Source organism: Gemmatimonadaceae bacterium (genome assembly GCA_019637445.1).
In the GTDB taxonomy this organism is placed as follows: domain Bacteria; phylum Gemmatimonadota; class Gemmatimonadetes; order Gemmatimonadales; family Gemmatimonadaceae; genus Pseudogemmatithrix.
The window spans coordinates 987,338-1,007,337 of the sequence record JAHBVS010000001.1; the positions used below are offsets into that span (position 1 = coordinate 987,338).

General features: G+C 68.5%; 18 protein-coding genes. 10 read left to right on the forward strand and 8 right to left on the reverse strand.

Annotated elements, in window-relative coordinates; all coding sequences use genetic code 11:
* Positions 1-103 precede the first annotated feature (103 nt).
* Both KF709_04615 and KF709_04620 read left to right on the forward strand, forming a co-directional pair.
* A complete protein-coding gene (locus tag KF709_04615; protein ID MBX3173668.1) occupies positions 104-1,525 on the forward strand; it encodes a deoxyribodipyrimidine photo-lyase in 1,422 nt (473 codons plus the stop codon).
* Positions 1,526-1,592: 67 nt separating this feature from the next.
* Complete coding sequence (locus tag KF709_04620) at positions 1,593-2,561, forward strand: pyridoxal-phosphate dependent enzyme (protein MBX3173669.1); 969 nt, start codon at positions 1,593-1,595, stop codon at positions 2,559-2,561.
* On the opposite strand, the gene KF709_04625 is transcribed toward KF709_04620, so the two are convergent.
* Positions 2,558-3,178 (reverse strand): hypothetical protein, encoded by a 621-nt coding sequence (locus KF709_04625; GenBank protein ID MBX3173670.1) that lies wholly within the window; start codon positions 3,176-3,178, stop codon positions 2,558-2,560. The genes KF709_04620 and KF709_04625 overlap by 4 nt on opposite strands.
* Positions 3,179-3,310: 132 nt before the next feature.
* Here KF709_04625 and rnz point away from each other — a divergent pair, with 132 nt between their 5' ends.
* A complete protein-coding gene (rnz, locus tag KF709_04630; GenBank protein ID MBX3173671.1) occupies positions 3,311-4,255 on the forward strand; it encodes a ribonuclease Z in 945 nt (314 codons plus the stop codon).
* A 45-nt stretch (positions 4,256-4,300) separates the two neighbouring features.
* On the opposite strand, the gene KF709_04635 is transcribed toward rnz, so the two are convergent.
* Genes KF709_04635 through KF709_04650 form a run of 4 tightly spaced genes read right to left on the reverse strand, consistent with a single transcriptional unit; the run spans position 4,301 to position 8,090 of the window.
* On the reverse strand, positions 4,301-4,717 hold the full coding sequence (locus KF709_04635) for a DUF2203 domain-containing protein (GenBank protein ID MBX3173672.1): 417 nt from the start codon (positions 4,715-4,717) through the stop codon (positions 4,301-4,303).
* 1 nt (position 4,718) lies between these two features.
* Positions 4,719-5,939: a hypothetical protein gene (locus KF709_04640; GenBank protein ID MBX3173673.1), complete on the reverse strand. Its 1,221-nt coding sequence runs from the start codon at positions 5,937-5,939 to the stop codon at positions 4,719-4,721.
* A gap of 17 nt (positions 5,940-5,956) precedes the next feature.
* On the reverse strand, positions 5,957-7,174 hold the full coding sequence (locus KF709_04645; protein ID MBX3173674.1) for a cysteine desulfurase-like protein: 1,218 nt from the start codon (positions 7,172-7,174) through the stop codon (positions 5,957-5,959).
* 1 nt (position 7,175) lies between these two features.
* Complete coding sequence (locus KF709_04650) at positions 7,176-8,090, reverse strand: NAD(P)-dependent oxidoreductase (protein MBX3173675.1); 915 nt, start codon at positions 8,088-8,090, stop codon at positions 7,176-7,178.
* Between the two features lie 73 nt (positions 8,091-8,163).
* On the opposite strand from KF709_04650, the gene KF709_04655 reads away from it, so the two are divergent.
* A complete protein-coding gene (locus KF709_04655) occupies positions 8,164-8,481 on the forward strand; it encodes a hypothetical protein (protein MBX3173676.1) in 318 nt (105 codons plus the stop codon).
* Between the two features lie 224 nt (positions 8,482-8,705).
* Here KF709_04655 and KF709_04660 read toward each other — a convergent pair whose 3' ends face one another.
* On the reverse strand, positions 8,706-11,141 hold the full coding sequence (locus KF709_04660) for a carbohydrate binding family 9 domain-containing protein (protein ID MBX3173677.1): 2,436 nt from the start codon (positions 11,139-11,141) through the stop codon (positions 8,706-8,708).
* Positions 11,142-11,511: 370 nt separating this feature from the next.
* Here KF709_04660 and mgtE point away from each other — a divergent pair, with 370 nt between their 5' ends.
* From mgtE to KF709_04690, 6 genes are all read left to right on the forward strand, one after another.
* The gene (gene mgtE / locus KF709_04665) at positions 11,512-12,927 is read left to right on the forward strand and encodes a magnesium transporter (protein MBX3173678.1); all 1,416 of its coding nucleotides are present in this window, start codon (positions 11,512-11,514) and stop codon (positions 12,925-12,927) included.
* Positions 12,928-12,950: 23 nt separating this feature from the next.
* Entirely contained in the window at positions 12,951-13,817 is an 867-nt protein-coding gene (locus KF709_04670; GenBank protein ID MBX3173679.1) for a DMT family transporter, read from the forward strand.
* Between the two features lie 12 nt (positions 13,818-13,829).
* The gene (locus KF709_04675) at positions 13,830-14,738 is read left to right on the forward strand and encodes a DMT family transporter (protein MBX3173680.1); all 909 of its coding nucleotides are present in this window, start codon (positions 13,830-13,832) and stop codon (positions 14,736-14,738) included.
* 91 nt (positions 14,739-14,829) lie between these two features.
* Positions 14,830-15,390: a sigma-70 family RNA polymerase sigma factor gene (locus KF709_04680; GenBank protein MBX3173681.1), complete on the forward strand. Its 561-nt coding sequence runs from the start codon at positions 14,830-14,832 to the stop codon at positions 15,388-15,390.
* Complete coding sequence (locus KF709_04685; GenBank protein MBX3173682.1) at positions 15,383-16,462, forward strand: hypothetical protein; 1,080 nt, start codon at positions 15,383-15,385, stop codon at positions 16,460-16,462. Before KF709_04680 ends, KF709_04685 begins: the two co-directional genes overlap by 8 nt.
* 21 nt (positions 16,463-16,483) lie before the next feature.
* The gene (locus KF709_04690; protein ID MBX3173683.1) at positions 16,484-17,221 is read left to right on the forward strand and encodes a cytochrome c; all 738 of its coding nucleotides are present in this window, start codon (positions 16,484-16,486) and stop codon (positions 17,219-17,221) included.
* Here the strand turns inward: KF709_04690 and KF709_04695 are convergent.
* Both KF709_04695 and KF709_04700 read right to left on the reverse strand, forming a co-directional pair.
* A complete protein-coding gene (locus KF709_04695) occupies positions 17,211-19,124 on the reverse strand; it encodes an acyl-CoA dehydrogenase family protein (protein MBX3173684.1) in 1,914 nt (637 codons plus the stop codon). The genes KF709_04690 and KF709_04695 overlap by 11 nt on opposite strands.
* Positions 19,125-19,192: 68 nt before the next feature.
* Positions 19,193-19,909 (reverse strand): SURF1 family protein, encoded by a 717-nt coding sequence (locus KF709_04700; GenBank protein MBX3173685.1) that lies wholly within the window; start codon positions 19,907-19,909, stop codon positions 19,193-19,195.
* Positions 19,910-20,000 lie beyond the last annotated feature (91 nt).

A 20,000-nucleotide genomic window follows, 5' to 3' on the forward strand; every position in this document is an offset into this window, starting at 1 on the left:
GGTCACGCATACGGCCCCGCCCAGTACTGCGAGGACGAGGCCGCCAGTCCGTGAAGTCTAGCCGGAGCGGGAACCCAACGCCAGCCCCTAGCCTTTGGGGAACGTGACCCGTCCTCACCCGCTCGAGAGCCAATTCGTCACCGACCAGCTGGCGCTGCGTATCACGCCTGCCAATAAGGTTCGGCTGGTCCCCGAAGGACTTTATATCCTCTACTGGATGCAGAGCACGCAGCGCTTCGAGGAGAACTGGGCGCTGCGACACGCCGTCCGCGAGGCGGACAGACTCGGCAAGCCGCTGCTCATCCACCACGGCGTGGATCCCACCTACGAGCACGCCAACGACCGCATCCACACGGTCATCCTCGAGAATGCGCGTGCACTCCATCGCCGGGCGGACGCACTGGGCCTGCGCTACCAGTTCGTGCTGCGTCGCCGACGCGAGGACGACCGCCGCGTGGTGGATCGGCTCGCGGCGCAGGCCGCGGTGGTGGTCACCGACCATTTCCCCACGGCGGGCATCGCGGAGCGTACGGCGCGATTCGCTGCGCGCGCGCCCTGTCGCGTGGAGATGGTGGAGTCACACGGCATCGTGCCAAGCGGAAGCTTCCAGCGCGAGGAGTACGCGGCGCGGACCATCAGGCCCAAGATCGCCAAGCTGATTGAGTTGGCGATGGAGCCGGTTGAGGATCGGGCGCCGCGCGTCGCGTTGCCGGAACGCGTGTGGAAGTCGCTCGAGGCGGAGCGTCTCGATCTCGATCGCGTCGATGTCGCCGCGGAGGTGGCGTGCTGCGAGATCGACCACGGCGTCCCGCCCGTTCCGTTCGCCAGCGGCCTCGACGGCGCCCGCGCGCGGCTAGCCGCGTTTTGCCGCGATGGGCTCCGCGACTACGAGCTGCGTCGCAACGAACCCAGCGACACCGAAGGCACGTCGCGCCTCTCACCGTATCTGCACTTCGGCCAGATCAGCGCCGCCGAAGTGCTGCGCAGCGTCCGTGAGGCCGCCAGCGCCGCGGCCGCCGCCAAGTTCCAGGACGAACTCGTCACCTGGCGGGAGCTCGCGCTCAACTTCTGCCTGCGCAACCCGAACTACGGCAAACTCCGCGGCCTGCCCGACTGGGTGCACCGCTCGATGGAGAAGCACAAGGACGACGAGCGCGAGGCCATCTACTCACTGCGACAGCTCGAAGACGCCGACACGCACGACGAGCTCTGGAACGCGGCGCAACGCGAGCTGCTGCGCACGGGCTACATGCACAACGTCACGCGGATGCTCTGGGGCAAATCAGTACTGCTCTGGACCAAGCGCTACAAGCATGCCCTCGAGCACTTGATCCTGCTCAACAACAAGTACGGGCTCGACGGACGTGACCCGTCGAGCTACGGCGGCATCCAGTGGTGCTTCGGCAAGTTCGATCGGCCCTGGTTCGACAAGCCGGTATTCGGCGTCATTCGCCCGATGTCGCTGGCCCGCGCGCGGGAGAAGTTCGATGCAACGGCGTACATGCGGATGTTTCCGCCGACGTGAGAGTGCGCATTGCGGCCCGCCGTGCCGCGGTCGTGACCGCGCGCCCCTTCGCGCTACATTCAGCCCCGTGACCCGCATCCTCCCCTCCGCCAACGAGGTGCGCGAGGCCTACTCGCGCATCGGCGCGCACATCATCCGTACGCCGTTGATTCCGTCGCCGGCGCTGACGGATGCGGTTGGTGGCGAGGTCTATCTCAAACTGGAGAACCGGCAGGAAGGCGGTTCGTTCAAGCTTCGCGGGGCACTCAACGCCTTGCTGTCCCTCAACGACGCCGAACGCGCCGCCGGCGTCGTCGCCAGCTCCGCCGGCAACCACGGCATCGGGGTTGCCATCGCCGCGGCAAAGCTTGGGATTCGCGCGACAATCTTCGTGCCGGCGTCCGCGCCTGACATCAAGCGCGAGAAGATCGCCGCACTCGGCGCCGCGGTTGACGCCAGCCAGCCGCACTACGACGCCGCCGAGGATGCGGCGCGCGCCTTCGCCGCCGAACACGGCGCTACCTTCGTGAGTCCCTGCACTGGCCGCGCGCTGCTCGCGGGCGCCGGGACCGTGGCCTTGGAGATCTTCGAGTCGCTGCCCATCGCCCGCACGGTGGTCGTCTGTGTCGGCGGTGGCGGGCTCGTCGGCGGCATCGGCGGCTTCGTCCAAGACGCGGCCGCCGGCGTACGCATCCTCGGCGCGCAAAGCGAACGTACGAACGCGATGTCGCTGGCCCTGCAGCGCAACGGCGCCGTGGACGTCCCCGACCTCCCCACGCTCTGCGACGGCCTGGCAGGCCGCGTGGACGCCGAGATGTTCGCGCAGGGCAAGGCGGCGCTCGACGGCATCGCCACCGCGACCGAGGATGCGGTGGCCGCCGCGATCAAGTTCCTGCACGTAGCGCACGGCGAGACGGTTGAGGGCTCAGGAGCCGTCGGCGTGGCCGCTTTGCGCGAGGGCGCGCTCAAGCCGCAGGCGTTCCCGGTGGCCGTCACGGTGAGCGGCGCCAACATCCCGCCTTCACGCTGGCGCGACGTTGTGAGCGGCGCGGACTAGCGCTTGCCGAAGACGTAACTCACGGAGACGCCGATGGCATTGGCGCCAAACTCCGTGCCGTCCTCCGCGCGGTAGTTCATCGCGGTGTAGGTCAGCGCCGCCCACTTCCAAGCGAACTCGAGCGTGGCGCCGGTGGCCGGATCGAACGCGACGTTCGATGCCAGTCCGTCGAAGTCGAGGTTGATGCCCGCGTGGTGCGTCACGCCTGCACCCACTCGCCAATCGCTGTTCAGGGAATAGCTCGCTACCGCCTCGATCGGGAAGCGCGTGAACATGATATTCACGTTCTCGGCCGCCGAGGTGGAGAACTTCCAACCCACCAAGGTGCGCAGGCCGAGCTTTGGCATCGCGCGCGGATGCAGTTCGAAGCCGGCGGAGAAGGTCCCGCCGTTCCCGGCCGTGATCTTCTGTGAGTCGCCGCTGGTGAAAAACACCTCGGCGACCTCGTCGCCACCGAACTCGAAGGTGGCATCCACGACCCAGCCGAACGTCCACGGAGTGGCTGGCTGGGCGGCACTGGCCTCTCGGGAGCTTGGCCGCGCCGACACACCTGCCTGCTGGGCGGCCAGCGGGACGCTGAGCAGGAGACCGAGCAGGGCGGCAGCGAGGCGACGCATCGTTGTGTCCAAGGCGAGGGTGGTTTCCGGGGAGAGCGAGAGAAGCCTAGCGGTGCGCCGCTCGCAGAGGCAGGGAGGGGGGAGGGGGCAGCCTCCGCTTGGGTTATCTTCCCTGCGCACACGTCTGCCCCCATGAGCCTCTCCGTCCACTTCCTCGGCACTTCCGCCTCGCGCCCCACCGTGGAGCGCGGGGTCTCGGCCGTCGCCCTCGTGCGCGAGGGTGAGACGATGCTCATCGACTGCGGCGAGGGCACCCAGCGCCAGATGATGCGCTGGGGCGTGGGCTTCACGCTCGGCGACATCCTCTTCACGCACTTCCACACCGACCATTTTCTCGGCGTGCTGGGCCTGCTGAAGACGATGGCGCTGCAGGGGCGTGAACAGCCGCTGAACATCTGGGGGCCGCGCGGCGCCCAGAACCTGCTCAAGCGCGCCGAGGGCCTGGGCAACGAGAAGCTCACGTTTCCGCTGACCGTGACGGATCTCGAGGACGGCGCGGTGATCAAGCGGAAGGAATACGACATCCACGCCTTCGCCGTGGAGCATCGGCAGGGCGCCGCGCTGGGCTTCGCGCTCAAGGAGCACGATCGGCTGGGTCGCTTCGACCCGGACCACGCGCGCGCCCTCGGCATTCCCGAAGGGCCGCTCTGGGGCCGCATCCACAAGGGCGAGTCGGTCACGCTCGACGATGGCCGCGTGGTCGCGCCCAGCGAGTTGGTTGGGCCCACGCGTCCTGGCCGCAGCGTGGTCTTCTCCGGCGACACGCGCCCCTGCAAGGCGACAATCGACGCCGCGCTCGGGGCCGACCTTCTCGTGCACGAGGCGACCTTCGGCGACGAGGAGGCAGCACGCGCTGCCGAGACGATGCACGCCACCGCCCGCGAGGCGGCGCAGGTGGCGCGGATGGCCGGTGTGCGCCGACTGGCGCTCACGCACTTCTCCGCGCGCTACTCCCGCGACACGCGGGACCTCGAGCGCGAGGCGCGCGAGGAGTTCAACGGAGAACTGGTGATGGCCCGGGACGGGATGGAGTTGGAGCTGCCGTACCGCGATGCCCCGGTGACGACCGACGGCTAGCCGATCCGAGCGGCCCAGCGCCGCGGCGCTGGCGACGCCTTGCGCCTAGAGCGGCTGCCGTCCCGCGAACCCCGCATCTCGCGCGTGCCAGTGCGCGACCTCAGGTTCGCCTCGCTGCCAGCAGTAGTACACAGGCTCGCCGTCGCGCTCGCCGGGAAAATCCACCAGGCCGAGTTCGTAACTCTTACACTCCACGCCGAGCGACCCGAGCTCGGCCACGAAGCCCTGCACCTCACGCGCCGCCATCTGCACCTCTCGCTGCAGGCGTTCCGCCTCGGGATCCTGCGCGTCAGGCGTGCTGCGCAGCGACGCGAGCTCAAAACGCTCGACGAGTTCCTGCCACTTCCGGAACGCCATCACCACGTCGTCCGTGATGCGGCGCACGAGCGGCAGCGCCTTGTTGGCACGCTCCGGCGTCCACGGCTCGTCCGCAGTGATGGTGTGTGCGTCGCGATCGACCATCTCAAGGCCTCCCGCGTGCCGCTGCATGACGCCGCGGCACGCTGACAGGACGCGCTGGCCTGGCGGCCAACGAGTAGCGCACAGTGGGCGCCGCACGCGGGCGCGTGTTCCGCACGATGCGCGTATTCTGGGAATAGAACGCGGCCTCGTCGAAGGCGCGCACCAAGGCCTCGTGGGTGCCCGGCGCCACGACGCTGTCGTCGAGCCACATCACGCGAAGCACCGGCGCGGGCACGAAGCCGAGCCGCCATTCCTGCCCGCCCGCATCACGCAGCGCAAACGCCACGCGCGGCGACGGCTCGGTGACCGCGCGCCCTACCACCGTGTACGCATCGCGCTCCCAGACGCGCTCGCCATTCTCCGCGGTCTCCGGGTGCTCATTGCGGACGCCGTCCCACCAGGCCGGCGGATCCACGGCGAGCGGCACCAGCGGCTGTGCCGCGGCCGGCAGGCGCGCCGCCGACTGTGCCAGTGCGAAGCGCACGCGCGGTTCGCGCCGCTCCACCTCCAACGAGTAGCTGCGGGGATCGAACGACAGCCGCTCCAACTGCTCGCGCAGTTCAAGATCCTCCGGAGCCGCCGCCAGCGTCGAGTCCCGCTGCTGCCGCCACTGCCGCTGGCCCTCGCTGGCCAGTCGACGCGATTCACTGCGGCCGAACAACGCCTCGAGCGTGGCACCGACACCCGTGCGCGCGTCCACCACGCCACGGCGCAGGCCGTGTGAGGTCGAGCCGCCGACGACATCCACGTCCGTGCGGTACTCGTAGGACACCCAAGGACCCATCACATCCAGCACGAAGAGCTCGGCACTCGCGATGGTGCGCGGGTTCTCGCTGCCCTGTTCGTCGAAGGCCAGCGGGCGCTCGTCAGGGTTCGCCACCGCGTAGCCGCGCGCGAGGATACGCATCAAGGTGTCGCTCGCCAGCAGCAGCGAGTCGCCGCTGATCAGGTCGCGGCGATACAGCCGCTGGCCCACGTACACGGCGTCGTAGAACGAGTGGTCCTCGTCGGTGATGTAGAGCTCGGCGAAGCGCCCGCCGATCTGCGCTAGCACCATCGGGGCCCCGCGGACGCGAATGCCATCGGCGTCGGAGCGGATCCAGAACACCGAGTCCCCGGCCGCGACCACGAACTCCGCCTGCGGCGCGGGCGGCGGCGTCTCCACGCGCTCACAGGCCAGGGCGGTGAGCAGGAGCGCGCAGACAGTCGCACGACGGAGCATACGGCGGAATATAAGCGTCAGGCTGCGATCGCCCGTACGCCCTCGAGCAGGCGCTCGACCTCGTCCGCGCTCGTGTAGCAGGAGAGCCCGGCACGCACCAAGCCATCGTCGGCGTGGCCGAGGAGGCGCACGATGGTGGACGCGTAGAAGTCGCCGTGGCTGACGAACACCGCGCGCTCGGCCAGGCTCCGCGTCACGGACTCGCTGTCCACGCCCCTCACCACGAAGCCGACGGTCGGCGTGCGCGGCTGGTCCGGCGTCGGCCCGAAGCGCGTGACGCCAGGGATGTCGCCCAAACCGTCCCAGAGCCGCCGGAACAGCGCCATCGAATCCTCGTGGAGATGCGCGTATGCCGACGCCAGTCGCGCCCGGCGAGTCGCCCCCTGCCCCAACGAAGCGAGGAAATCGACGGCCGCCGCCGAGCCCACGATGCCTTCGTGGTTCTGCGTGCCCGTCTCCAGACGGTCCGGCGCGTAGTCCGGAGCCGGCTCGAGTCGCGGCACGTCGAGCTCCACGAGCAGCGCCTCACGACCGTAGATCACGCCAACGTGCGGACCGTAGAACTTGTACGCCGAGCAGCCGAGGAAATCACAACCGATGGCACGCACGTCGACGAGGGCGTGCGGGGCGTAGTGCACGGCATCCACGTACACGAGCGCGCCGGCGCGATGCGCCAGCTCCGTGGCCCGCGCCACGTCGGTGATCGTGCCCAGCGCATTGGAGCCCGCCCCGATGGCCAGCAGCCGCGTGCGCGAGCTCAGCGACTCCTCGAGGGACGTCCAGTCGAGCACGCCGCGCTCGACATCCACGCGCACGCTTCTCACGACCACACCCCGCTCGCGCTCCAACGCGCGCCAGGGCGCCACGTTCGCGTGGTGGTCGAGATCCGTGACCAGCACTTCATCGCCCGCACTCCAGCCACGGCCCAGCGCGCGGGCCAAGTGGAAGGTGCCCGTGGTCATGTTGTTGGCGAAGCTCACTTCGCGCGGCGATGCATTGAGGAAGTCCGCCAGCGCCGCGCGCGCCGCGTCGAGCATCGCGTCCGTCTCGGCACTGGTCGGATACGCCCAGTGCGTGTTCGCGTTGTGGCGCGTGAGGTAGTCGGCCATCGCGTCCACGACCTGCCGCGGCACCTGCGTGCCGCCGGGGCCGTCGAAGTAGGCGATCGGCAGGCCGTTGTACCGGCGTTCGAGCGCCGGGAAGTGGGCACGGATTCCTTCAGTGCGGGACGGCACGTCAGGCGTGGTTGGGGTCGCCGTGCAACTCGACGCCGGCGCGCTGCTCCAGCCAGCGCACGATCTCGACGTGGTCGGCCTCCTCGCCAAGCGCGCGCCGGGCCTCGCGGTAGAGTTGCGAGGCGAGCGCGAGCATCGGCGCCTCCACGCCCTGCTCGTCGGCCACGCCCGTGGCGATGCCGACGTCCTTGTCGAGCAGTGCGAGGCGGAACGTGCGCGGAAAGGCGCGGCTCAGCACACGCTCGGGGAAGAGGTTCATGCTGGCGTTCGAGCGGCCGCTGGAGGCGTTGATGACCTCGAGCGCGACGCTGGGTGAGACACCCGCCTTGGCCAGCGCCAATAACCCCTCGGCCGTGCCGATGATGTGCTGGGCAAGCAGCGCGTTGTTCACGGCCTTCACGGCATCTCCGGCGCCGATGGGGCCACAGGGCACGATGCGCGTGCCGAAGGCCTCGAGCACGGGCCGCACGCGTTCAAGGGTCGCGGCATCGCCACCGACCATCACGGTGAGCTTGCCCTGCTCCGCCCCGACTACGCCGCCGGAGACTGGCGCGTCGAGGAAGCCGATGCCGCGCTCAGCGAGTCGCGCCGCGATGCGGCGGGAGGTGGCCGGGTCGCCGGACGTGCAGTCCACGAGCACGGCAGCACTCGAGAGTCCCGCGAGGAGACCATCGGCGCCGTCGAGCAGGCCCTCGACATCCGCCGATACCGGAAAGCAGGTGACTACCACCTCGGCCCCACGCGCGGCATCGGCGGGCGTCTTGGCCTGCACGGCGCCTTGCGCCGAGTGCGCGGCGACGAAGTCCGCTGCCTTCTGCGCGCTGCGGTTCCACACGCGGAGCGCAAACGGCGGCTTGGCGAGGTGTCGCGCCATCGGCGTTCCGATGGCGCCCAGTCCGAGAAAGGCGACGTTCATAGTGAGGGTGAAGATGCGCCCACGGCCCTGCCTTGGGGTAGTGCGACGCGGTTCGTCGCGAGCAGATTGCGTGATGCGGCTCGAGCTCACGATCGACGGGATGCTGGCGGTGCACGCGCGGCACGCGGTGTTCACCGCGCTCGCTGCCGTCGAGGGCCTCCGCGGGGCGGAGGTGGAGCTTGGGCGGGCCGTGGTCGAATTCGACGGCGTGGTGTCCGCTGGCGCGGAGGCCTCAGGCGCGAACCCCACAGGAATGGAGCCCGCCTCCGCCCCCGCCGCGGCACAGACGGCCCGTGTGCAGGCGCTTCGCGAGGCGCTCTCGGCCGCAGGCTTCTCACTGCAGCGAGTTCGCGAACTCCCGCGCCAGCTGCCGACGCTCGGCGAGCCCTAGACCAGGCCCCAGACGCACGAACCGCCACGCACTGCCCTTCACCTCAGTGCGTGGCGGATCGATGTTGGTGTTGCACCTGCGGTCAGTTCTACCCCGTTGGCCCGACAGGGGGCCGGCCGGCCCCCCACCAGCACCGGCCTGCACCCACCTGCCGGCCAACGTCCTTCACTCCTTCTGACACCCTGTACGGCCCGAGGGTTTACCGGGTTTCAGGACCCCCGCCGCTACATCGAGAACCAATACGAGGCCTTGATCAGGAACGTGTTGCTGGCCCGGGTCTGGAACAGGTCGCGGTAGTCGCGGCCGAAGTCGAAGGTGCCCGGATTCGAGAAGTCCTCGCGCCCCTGCTGCCAGACCAGGAAGAGCACGGAGCCGGGCCGGTACTCCCAGCGCAGCACGGTATTGGAACGGAACTGCTTGAAGTTGAAGTCGTCCGGGGTGGTTGCCGTGTACGGCTGGAAGCGGTCCTCGTAGCGGTCCGCCGTCGGGTCGGCCATCTCGCGCAGGTTCGAGTAGTCGCCCGAGGTGATGAACGGCTGGGCGTACAGCTGCAGCGACAGCGTCGGCGTCATCGTGTAGTCCAGCCGTGCCGTCAACGAGGTGGTCCGCTGGTCCAGGCGGGCAAACGTGTAGGCCCGACCGGTCGGCGTATCGAAGTTGCCGTACCACTGCTGGTCGTTCTTGCTCCAGTAGTAGCCGAGGCCCAGGCTGCCCTGCACGCTGCTGGCGATGCGGAAGGCAATCGACGGATCGACGCCCCACTCGCTGGTCTCGCTGGCGTCCGGCAGCACGAAGAATCCCTGGAGCACGAGGCTGATCGGCTTGCGACCGTCCGTCTCAAAGCCGAACCAGCCGTTCTGCCGGAGGTTGCGGCGTAGCGCCGGACCGCCGCGGGCGGAGCGGTCGTCGTAGACCTCGCCGATGCCATTCACGTTCCAGCCCGTCCAGAACCACCACTGGTTGGGCAGCTCGCCGTTGATATTGACGTTCGCACCGGAGTTGAGCCGCATCCCCTGCGTGTTCCAGTCGTTCCACTGGTTGAAGTTCACGAACATGCGGCGGTAGTACTTGGTCGGCGTCTGGAACTGCAGGCCGTACCAGTTGCCGTTCTGCAGGATGTCGGCCCGCGACAGGAATCCGGCGTCGTTGACCTCGTAGCCGGCGCTGGTGCGCGTGGCCCCGAAGTTGAACCGCGTGATGCCGCCGCCCGTCTTGCTCACGCCGGCGTTGATGCGCGATCCCCCCATCGACGTCATCGCGGAGTCCACGGTGAAGCGCGAGTCCGGCCGCTGGTACTGGTGCACCGAGGTGAGCTGCGTGCGCAGCATCGCCTCGGGACTACCAGTCACGTACGAGCCCACGGCGGAGCCGCTGACCTGATAGTTGTTGTTCCAGAAGCGATGCCGCGCGTCGATGCCGAACGCGTACGCGCCGTCACGCAGGTAGTCGCGCGAATCGTCGTCCAGCGACCGATTCGTGGCCGTGACCATCATGCCGACGCCGGAGTTGCCGCCGCGCAGGTCCTGCTGCAGGCGGGCGACCAGATAGTTGGTCTGCGGCTCGATCGTCCGGTTGCTGGCGCCCAGCTCGCGCTGGGTCACCGCATTGAGGAAGCCCACGTTCAGCCCACCGGCCGTGCGGCCCGTGATCTTGGCCGCGCCGAGGATGGTGCTGTTCTGCGGGTTGTGCACGTCGTAGTAGGTGCCGCTGAGCTGCGGTGAACGGCCCACGCGACGCGAATAGAACAGGTTGTTGGCAAACGAGAAGATGCCCGCACCTTCCAGGAAGAAGGGCCGCCGCTCCTCGAAGAACTGCTCGAAGGCCGACAGGTTGAGCACGCCAGGATCCGCCTCGACCTGGCCGAAGTCCGGGTTCACCGTGGCGTCGAGCGTGAGGTTCGAGGTGATACCGTACTTGAGGTCGGCACCCACGGTCGTCTGCTGGTAGCGCTCGAATCCTCCGCCGGCCCGCGGGCGCGGCGCGTTCGACGAGACCGTGTAGGGCAGCATCTCGAGACGGCGCGGCGAGGCGATGCCCGCAAAGCCGTCCACCTCGCCCCACTGCGACACGAGGCCGGTCTGGCTGCGGCGGTACAGCGGCCAGGACACGCGCTCGTTGTAGCGCGCCACATCGCGCCAGATCGCGAATCCGAACGTATGCTCGTCGGCCGCCGGGAAGCGCAGCTGGTTGAACGGCACGCGGAACTCCGCGGTCCAGCCCTGCTCATCCACCGCGGTCACCACGTCCCAGACACCGTCCCAGGACGCATCCTCGTTGCTGTCGTTCGACAGGTAGAAGTCGCGCTTCACGCCGCGCGGGTTCACGGAGAAGCGGAAGCCCGTGCGCTTGTCGTTGTAGGCGTCCACCATCAGGTGGATGTAGTCGCTCTGCGTGCGCTGGTCGCGCCGCGAGAGGAAGGCCATCACCGAGTCCGGCGACGGATCGAAGGCGCGCACGTACACGTAGAGGTACTTGGCGTCGTAGGCGACCTTCGCCTCCGTCCGGAAGCGCGGATCGCCATCCTCAACGGGATCGTGCTGGCGGAACTGCGTGATGGCCGGCGCAACGCGCCAGATCTCATCCGTATCCTTGCCGTCGAGCACCGGAGGTGTCTCGGCGCGGGCCGCCGTGGCCGCGCGCGCGGTCGGCGCGGGGATCACGACGGGATCGGGGCTGCTGACGACTCCAGTACGGGGCGGGGCGGTTGGGCCGGCGGCGACAGCCGACTGCAAGGCGAGAACGAGCGGCAGCAACATGAAAATGGTCCGGGATGGGGTCCCGGTGGGGGTCGGGCGCCGGTGGAGCGATGTACGCAGGCCTACGCCTGCGCGCGGTCTCGGGTTTCGTGGGGTTCGACAGTCCTTTCGACGAAAGGGTTGCGCCGGTTCTTCCCCCAGGCACGTTCTGGCCCGCCTGTGACCCGTCCGTGACGGCGGGTTCCACGCCTTCCGCGCCGCCGTTACCTTCGGGTGTCCCCTCCCGCCCCTATAAGGACTCGCGCGCGCGAGCCCGGCTTCCGGCGAGGTCCCCGTGCACCAAGACGAGCGCGATTCCGAGCGGTCTGTCGCCGCCCTGGTCGCCCCCGACATCCTCGACCTGCTCGAGACGGATCCGCGGGCCATCGCCGCGGAGACGGAGGAGCTGCACGCCGCCGACCTCGCCGACGTCGCCGAGCTGCTTGAGCCGGAGCTCGTCCCGCGCCTGCTCGGCGCGCTGCCGCTGCCGCGCGCCGCCCAGGTCCTCGAGTACCTCGACGACGAACTGCGCGCCGAACTGCTCGAGACGATGGAGCCGGAGCAGGCGGCGGCGCTGATCTCGCGGATGACGCCGGACGAGCGCGCCGACGCCCTCGAGGAGATGGACGAGGAGGTCGCCGACGAGATCCTAGAGGCAATCCCCGAGCGCGAACGCGCCGAGACCGAGCGGCTGCTGCAGTACGAGCCAGACACCGCCGGCGGCCTGATGACCACGGAGTTCGTCTCGCTGCACGACCAACTCACCTCCGACGACGCGCTGGCCGCGGTGCGCACGATTGCCCGCGCGGGACGCCGCGAGGCGATGGGCACCATCTACGCAGTGGACAGCCGCGGCGCCCTCACCGGCGTGCTCTCGCTGCGCGAACTGCTGGCGGCCTCGGCCGGCACCAAGCTCGCCGAGATCGCGTGGACGGAAATCGTCACGGTGCACCCGGAGGCCGACCGCGAGGCCGTCGCACAGCTCACGTCCAACTACGACCTCGTCGCCGTGCCGGTGGTGGACGAGACGCGGCACTTGCTGGGTGTCGTCACGGTGGACGACGTCATCGACGTCATCCAGGAGGAGTCGACGGAGGACGCGCAGAAGTTCGGCGGCATGGAGGCGCTCGAGGAGCCCTACCTGCACGTGAGCTTCGTCCACCTGCTCAAGAAGCGCACGCCCTGGCTGCTGGTGCTCTTCGTCGGCCAGATGTTCACCGCCGCGGCGATGGGCTACTTCGAGGACGCCATCAACACGGCCACGGTGCTCGCGCTCTTCGTGCCGCTCATCATTTCCTCCGGCGGCAACTCCGGCTCGCAGGCCACGTCGTTGATCATCCGCGCGATGGCCCTGCAGGAACTCGGCGCCCGCGACTGGACGCGCGTGATGCTACGCGAGGCCGGGATGGGCTTGGTCCTCGGCCTGATGCTCGCCGCCGTCGGCGTGCTGCGCATCCTCATCTGGGAATGGGCGGGCCTCTACGGATTCGGCGAGCACTACACGCTGCTCGCCACCACCATCGGCGTGACCGTGGTCGGCGTGGTGCTCTTCGGCACCCTCACCGGCGCGATGCTGCCCTTCGTGCTCCGGCGACTCGGCTTCGACCCTGCCAGCGCCTCGGCGCCGCTGGTTGCCACGCTGGTGGACGTCACCGGCGTGGTGCTCTACTTCTCGACCGCCATCGCCATCCTGCGCGGGACGCTGCTCTGATCACCACGCGGCGGGCCACGCTGTTGATCGTCATCTCGGCCAGCGCCTACGGGTCGCTGAGCATCGTGACGACGCTGGCGGGACAGGCTGGCATCACACTGTTGGCGCTGATGGCGTGGCGGTACGCGCTGGCGGCACCGGTGCTCGCTGGCATCGCCGGACCGAAGGCGGTGTTCTCGGTGCCGCTGCGGCGGATCCTCGCGCTGCTCGCTCTCGGCGGTGGCGGACAGGCAGTGGTCACCTACCTCTCGCTGTCCGCGCTGGAGTGGCTGCCGGCGGCATCGCTGGGTTTCCTCTTCTATACGTATCCAGCTTGGGTCGCGGTCTTTGCCGCCGTGACGGGGCTCGAGCGACTCACGCCCACACGCATTGGCGCGCTCACGCTTGCGTTGTTCGGCATCACCTTGATGGTTGGGGCGCCCTGGGATCTCGCACTGCCCTTCCCCGGCGTCATCCGCGCGCTCGGCGCCGCCGTGGTGTACGCGCTGTACATCCCGCTGTTGCATCGGCTGCGCGGCCCGCTGGATCCCGCCACGGCCTCCGCGTGGTTGATCGTCGGCGCGGCAGCGATCTTCATCGCGATGGCGCTGTACGAGAACGCGTTCGTGGTGCCGAGCACGCCTGCGGGTTGGGGCTTCGTGGCCTGGATAGCACTGTATTGCACCGTCGTGGCGTTCCTCACGTTCCTGCGTGGCCTCGAAGCGCTTGGGCCCGTGCGATCGGCGATCCTCTCGACGACCGAGCCGTTGTTCACGTCGGTGCTGGCACTGGCAATTCTCGCCCAGCCGCTCGGCATGCCAACCATCCTCGGCGGCACTTGCATTGTGGCGGCGATCCTCGTCCTCGAGCGCGCCACCCCACCAACCGTGGACGCCCCAGCGCCCGCCTAAGCTGAGCCAGCGATGACCACGTCCTCCCGCGAGTTGAAGATCGACCCGGCCGCCTTCGGCGCCGGCACCTTCTTCACACTGCTTGCGGCGGCCGGCTTTGCGGCGGTCGCCATCCTTACCTCGCTGGCCACGGCCGCGGGGCTCTCGTTGGCCACGGTGCTGGCTTGGCGCTACACGCTCTCCGCCGTGGTGCTCACCGTGTGGGTGGGACTGCACAACTACAAGCGCATTCCTCCGCGTGAGATGTTGGTGCTACTCAGCGCGGGAGGCTTCGGCCAAGCGTTGCTCGTTGGGGTGGCCCTCAGCGCGCTTCGGTACATCCCCGCGGCAACGCTGGCCTTTCTCTTCTATACGTATCCGGCGTGGGTGGCGCTCTTTCAGTCCATCCGCGGCGCAGAGAAGCTGGATGCGCGTCGTGCCACAGCGCTGGCACTCAGCTTCGTCGGCATCGGCGTGATGGTCGGGATGCCGGGCACGGCGGGCATCGACTGGCGCGGTGTGGCACTGGCCCTCGGCGCGGCGCTGATCTACGGTGCCTACATCCCGATGATGCGCGTGCTCACGAAGGACCATCCGGTTGCGCCCGTGTCTGCGTACACGAAGATCGGCTCGGCCGTGGCATTCCTCGTCGTCGCGTCTTTCACGCAGAGCTTCACCTACCAGATCCCACTTGAGACGTGGGGCGTGCTGCTGATCCTCACGATCTTCAGCACGGTGCTGCCGGGCGTGTTCTTCCTGATGGGCCTGATCCGCCTCGGCCCCGTACGCACGGCCATCGTCTCCACCGTTGAGCCCTTCCTCACGGCCCTGCTTGGCGTGGTGGTGCTCTCACAGGCGCTCACGCTGCCGACGATGCTGGGCGGTGCGCTGATCGTGGCGGCGGTGGTGCTACTGCAGTTCCGCCGGGACCGCGTCGCCTAGCCACGCGGCATCCCGGGGCCTCACCGGGCGCGCGTAGGCGGCCTCGAAACGCCAGGGAAGGATTTGGGCGCATGGCACGTCCCATAGCCGGATGACGACCCGCGGAGCGACGGCGAGTGACGCCGAGGCAACGCTTGTGGCCGGCTGCCGCCGTGGCGAGCCGGACGCGCAGCGCGCGTGCTTCGACCGCTATCGCGACCGCGTGCACTCCATTGCGTTGCATTTCCTGCGCGGCGACCACGACGCCGCACAGGACGTGACCCAGGAGGTCTTCGTGCGCTTCTTCCGTGCCGCGCCAAACTTCCGCGCCGATGCGCGGCTGTCCACCTACTTGTACCGCGCGGTGGCCAATGCCTGTACGGACGAGCTGCGGCGACGGCGACGTTTCGTGTTTGGCGATGTCGCCGAGCACCTGCATCCAGCGGTCGAACCGACGGACGACTCCGAGCGCTCGGCCGTGCTGGCCGCCGTGGCCAAACTTTCGCCCAAGCTGCGCCTGGTGGTGCTGATGCGATACTTCGATGAACTGAGCTACGATGAGATTGCGGCGGCGTTGGAGACCACGAGCGGCACCGTGGCCTCGCGCCTAAGCCGCGCGCACGCAGCGTTGGCGGAACTACTCGCGCCGGAACCGGAGGCGGCCCGTGTCTGATCTCGAGCGCAACCAGCGCCTGGTGACCGGCGACAGCAACGACGCTGTGCGCCGCATCGAGGCCCGACTCTCCGAAGCCACTCGGCGTCACGATGCCCTGCCAGACCCCGAGGCCCGCTGGCGCGACATCCAGGCCGAACTGCAGCGGCCTTCTCGCGCGGACGATGGTTTCGCACGCCGACGCGTACCGCGTTCGCTGGCAGTAGCCGCTGGACTTGCTGCGCTGATGCTCGGCGGCCTCGCGGGTGCCGTGCGACAATACGCGGCACCAGACGCTTGGCGGGTCGTGTCGTTCGGCAGCGATGCGGCACCCTCCGCGCTCACGGCAGGCGAGTGGCTGGAGACCGACTCGGACCAGCGCCTGCGTTTGCAGGTCGGACGCATCGGCACGGCCGATGTGGGACCCGACAGCCGGCTGCGACTCGAGCGCGGCAAGTGGAGCGAGCATCGGCTGTCGCTCGAGCGCGGAAGCCTCGACGTCATCATTGAGGCACCGCCGCGGTTGTTCTTCGTGCAGACGCCTCGGGTGCTTGCCACCGATCTTGGTTGCGCGTACACGTTGGAGGTCGCCGAGGGCGGCGCGACTCGCCTCGCCGTCACTGCCGGTTGGGTAGAGCTCGGCGAGAACGGCCGGCGCTCACTCGTGCCGGCTGGTATGGAAGCATCCGTTGCAGCCGATGGCGTGCCGGGCACTCCTGTAGTTGCCGAGCTTCCAGCCGGCGCGCGAGACGCCCTGGCGCGCATCGATCGCTCGCAGGGCACGGCGGACGATGTCGCACTGCTCGTTGCGGCGATGCCCGCGCCCGAGGCCGCCGTGGTGACGCGGCAACTCGCGGGGATCACGCTGTGGCACGCGCTGCAGCGCGTCGAAGCCGACCTGCGGGCGCCGCTGGTGCAGGCCCTCGCGCAGCTCAACCCGGCCCCGACCGGCGTGACCACGGAAGGAATCGTCGCCCTGGACCGTCGTATGCTCGACGACTGGCGCCGGAGTCTGAACCCGATGTGGGGGGAGGAGGACGCACCGGTCTGGGTCGCCCTCGGTCGCAAACTCTGGCTCTGGGCGATGGACTGACTTCATCCCCGGAGGTGTGTGATGCGACGCTGGAGAACGCGGGTGCTCGTGCCGATGGCGGCAGCGATGGCGATGGCGATGGCGGCAGTACCGTACCACGGCGGCTGGGTGATCGTGACGATGCACGAATGGCCCGAGGCGCTCGAGGCCGGCAAGGCGACCACATTGACGTTCTCGATGCGGCAGCACGGCGAGGAACTGCTCGCCGGCCGCGAACCCGTGCTGCAATTGAAGGCCCCTGGCCTGCTCGGCAGCCGGGAGAAGCTGCGCACCCAGCGTACCGAGCAGCCGGGGGTGTACCGCGCGACCTTCACGCCTGAGGAGGCCGGCGAGCTGCGGGTCAGTGTGGATACCGATTTCTACGGGTGGACGGCGCCGATGCTGCCGCTGGCGGTGCGCGCGAACGGAGCCGTGACGAATGGCTCGTCTGCCACCGCGACCCTGGCTGGCGCAGCGCACGGCCCGTTGTCGCGCGGCCAGCAGTTGTTCGTTGCGAAGGGCTGCGCCGGCTGCCACGCCAAGACCGACGACAATGCGCTTGAAGAGATCCGCGTCGTGCAAGTCGGTCCCAACCTCACGGGGCGCACGTATCCCGCCGGCTGGGTGGAGCGGAAAATCCTCGACCCAGCGTCGCAGCGCAGTGTCGGCATCAGCGCGAATGCGACGATGCCGCAGCTCGAGGTGACGGCCCCCGAGGCTGCGGCAATCGCGGCCTACGTGAATGCGCGGCAGATAGCCGCGGGATCAGCTAGACACTAGCCACTTCACGCGCAGGTTCAGCCGACGCCGGCACGGGCTCCAGCATCTGCTCGTACGGCGTCGGCTCGACCACGCCCCGCTCCAACCAGGCGTGCTCGCCGCGCACGATGGCCTGCGCAAGCTTGTACAGCGTGGGATCGTGCTTGCCGAACAGGTTGCGGAACGACGCCTCGATGCGGTCGCGGGACTCGCGGCAGAAGGCATCGGCGAGCGCCAAGGCTTCCTTGTTGCCCTCTTTGGCCAGCATCTGCGCGCGCGAGAGCGTCGCGCTCATCGCATACAGCTCGGCGCCGATGTCCACCGCGCGGAAGAGCACCATCTGTCGCTTCTCCAGCGCGGGACCGAAACGCAGCATCGCGTGGAACAATGCGCGGCCGAGCCGGTTCGTGGCGCGCGCCACGTAGCGCGCGTGCTTGGCATTGCGGCCGAACTCACCGTAGAGCCCGAGCGAGGGGATCCAGCGCGCCGGATACCAGGTGGCGTAGAATGGCGCCGCCTTCAGCAGGTACTTCACCCGCGTGCCGAAGGAGCTCTTCGGGTCCACAATCGGGAAGGCGATCGAGAAGTGCGCGTCCACTGCCTCGCGGGCGATGAACAGCCGCATGATCTCGCTCGAGCCCTCGAAGATCAGGTTGATGCGCGAGTCGCGCATCGCGCGCTCGACCGGGAACGGCGTCTCGCCGCGCGCACGGAGTGAATCGGCGGTCTCGTAACCGCGGCCGCCGCGGATCTGCAGCGCGTCATCCACGCTGTGCCAGGCCAGCTCCGTGTTGAACATCTTGGCGATCGCCGCCTCGAGCCGGATGTCCGTCCCGCCACGCTCGTAGAGCGCGGTGGAGAGGTAGGCCACGGATTCCATCGCGAAGGCACTGGCCCCGAGCCGCGCAATCTTCTGCGCAATCGCCTCGTGCTTGGCGATCGGCTGGCCCCACTGCACTCGTTCGTTGGCCCACTGCCGTACGCCGTTGAGCAGCGCCTTGGTGGCGCCCGCCACGCTGGCGGGAATCGTCAGGCGTCCGGTGTTGAGCGTGATGAGCGCGAGCTTGAGTCCCTTGCCCTCGCCCCAGAGGATGTTCTTGCTCGGCACCTTGACGTTCTCGAAGGACAGCCAGCCGTTCTCGATCGCCTTGAGGCCCATGAAGCGGCAGCGGTGCTTGATGGAGATGCCCGCCGACTTGGCATCTACGATGAACGCCGTGATCTGCTTCTTGCGCAGCCTGCCGTTCACCATGCGGTCCGGCGTGCGCGCCATCACGACGAAGAGGTCGGCCCGCGTGCCGTTCGTGCACCAGAGCTTCTCGCCGTTGAGCACCCAGTGCGTGCCATCCTCGCTGGGCGTGGCGGTGGTGCTCATGTTGGCGGGATCCGAACCCGCGTTCACTTCGGTCAGCGCGAAGGCCGTGATGCCGCCCTTGGCGATGCGCGGGAAGAATTCCTTCTTCTGTTCGTCCGTGCCGAAGAGCTTGAGCGGCTGCGGCACGCCGATGGACTGCGAGGCGGAGAGCAACGCGCAGAGCGAGCCGCACTTGGCGGTGACCAGCTCCATTGCCTTCACGTAGGTCATCTGCGAGAGGCCGAGTCCGCCGTACTCCTTCGGGATCTTGATGCCGAAGGCGCCAATCTCGCGCAGTTCCTGCACGTAGGCTTCGGGAATGTCGCCGGTGCGGTCCACCATATCCGCGTCGTAACGCCCCAGAAACTCGGCGAGCTTGCCGAGGAAGACCTTGGCGTCGGCGGCGTCGGCGTTGTCGCTGGCCGGGAATGGATGGATGAGCTCAGGCCGGAATCGGCCGAGGAAGAGCTCCTTCACGAAGCTCGGGTGCGCCCATTCGGATTCGCGCGCGTCTTCGGCGACGTCGCGGGCCTCCTGCTCGGAGGCGAGGGCGTGGGATTGGTCGGCCACGGGGGCCACCTCCAGGATTGTGGGTCCAGCAATGGCGGGTCGCAGGGCTTCCCGCAGCGTATCTATAGCTACCCGTCGGCGCCCGGCCGCACAACGGCACTGCGCCGGAACAGCACGATGCCGCCAATGAGGGCGATGAGGGCGAAGGAGAACCACTGGATCGCGTACGAGCGATGCGGGCCGTTGTCGAGTACCGGGGGTTCGAGGCGTCTCGGCACCGAGTCGGCGCGGGCGGCGGAGTCCGAGGTCATCATGAGCAGGACGGGCGCGACGGGTCGGCGAATCCTGGACTCGAGTGCGGCCCGATTGAGACTACGGAGAGGCGCTGATCGTTCGGTAGGTGCCGGAGGGCCGCTGTCTAGCAACGGCAGCAAGTAGCCGCGCAGGCTCACTGAGTCTGGCTCTCGCCACCGTGCGAGATCGACGGTGGACGCATCGGGTGAATAGACCCATCCACGAGCCACCATAACAACAGTATCAGTACCTTCAAACTCCAACGGTGTAATCAAGTGCACACCTGGAGATCCGTTGTTTGCGCGGCTTGCGTGCACCTGCTCTAGGTCAAATCGGAATAGACCTTCGGCTGCGACCTGTCTCCAGCGAGCCAGTGCCGTATCCGACCACACCGACCGCACCGCCACAGGAGCAGTTGCTAGCCGTTCGGTCAATCCACTATTGAACGCCGCCTTTTCGGCGTGCCGATCCAGCTGCCAGACGCCAAGCCGGACAAAGAGGGCCGAGCAGGCCAGCGGGATGACGAGGGCGAGCGCGGACTTGATTCGCATCCGCCAAAGCTAGCGACTCGGTGACCAGAGTCACCCCAGAAAGCGCATCCGTAATACTGTCGGCGAGGGGGCAGCGCGCCTAGTTTTGTCG

Excerpts from the sequence above, each read along its gene's own strand:
- KF709_04680 (MBX3173681.1), top strand. The coding sequence starts at position 14,830 with ATGACGACCCGCGGAGCGACGGCGAGTGACGCCGAGGCAACGCTTGTG.
- rnz (MBX3173671.1), top strand. The coding sequence starts at position 3,311 with ATGAGCCTCTCCGTCCACTTCCTCGGCACTTCCGCCTCGCGCCCCACC.
- KF709_04625 (MBX3173670.1), bottom strand. The coding sequence starts at position 3,178 with ATGCGTCGCCTCGCTGCCGCCCTGCTCGGTCTCCTGCTCAGCGTCCCG.
- KF709_04700 (MBX3173685.1), bottom strand. The coding sequence starts at position 19,909 with ATGCGAATCAAGTCCGCGCTCGCCCTCGTCATCCCGCTGGCCTGCTCG.
- KF709_04690 (MBX3173683.1), top strand. The coding sequence starts at position 16,484 with ATGCGACGCTGGAGAACGCGGGTGCTCGTGCCGATGGCGGCAGCGATG.
- KF709_04650 (MBX3173675.1), bottom strand. The coding sequence starts at position 8,090 with ATGAACGTCGCCTTTCTCGGACTGGGCGCCATCGGAACGCCGATGGCG.
- KF709_04655 (MBX3173676.1), top strand. The coding sequence starts at position 8,164 with ATGCGGCTCGAGCTCACGATCGACGGGATGCTGGCGGTGCACGCGCGG.
- KF709_04635 (MBX3173672.1), bottom strand. The coding sequence starts at position 4,717 with ATGGTCGATCGCGACGCACACACCATCACTGCGGACGAGCCGTGGACG.
- KF709_04640 (MBX3173673.1), bottom strand. The coding sequence starts at position 5,939 with ATGCTCCGTCGTGCGACTGTCTGCGCGCTCCTGCTCACCGCCCTGGCC.
- KF709_04675 (MBX3173680.1), top strand. The coding sequence starts at position 13,830 with ATGACCACGTCCTCCCGCGAGTTGAAGATCGACCCGGCCGCCTTCGGC.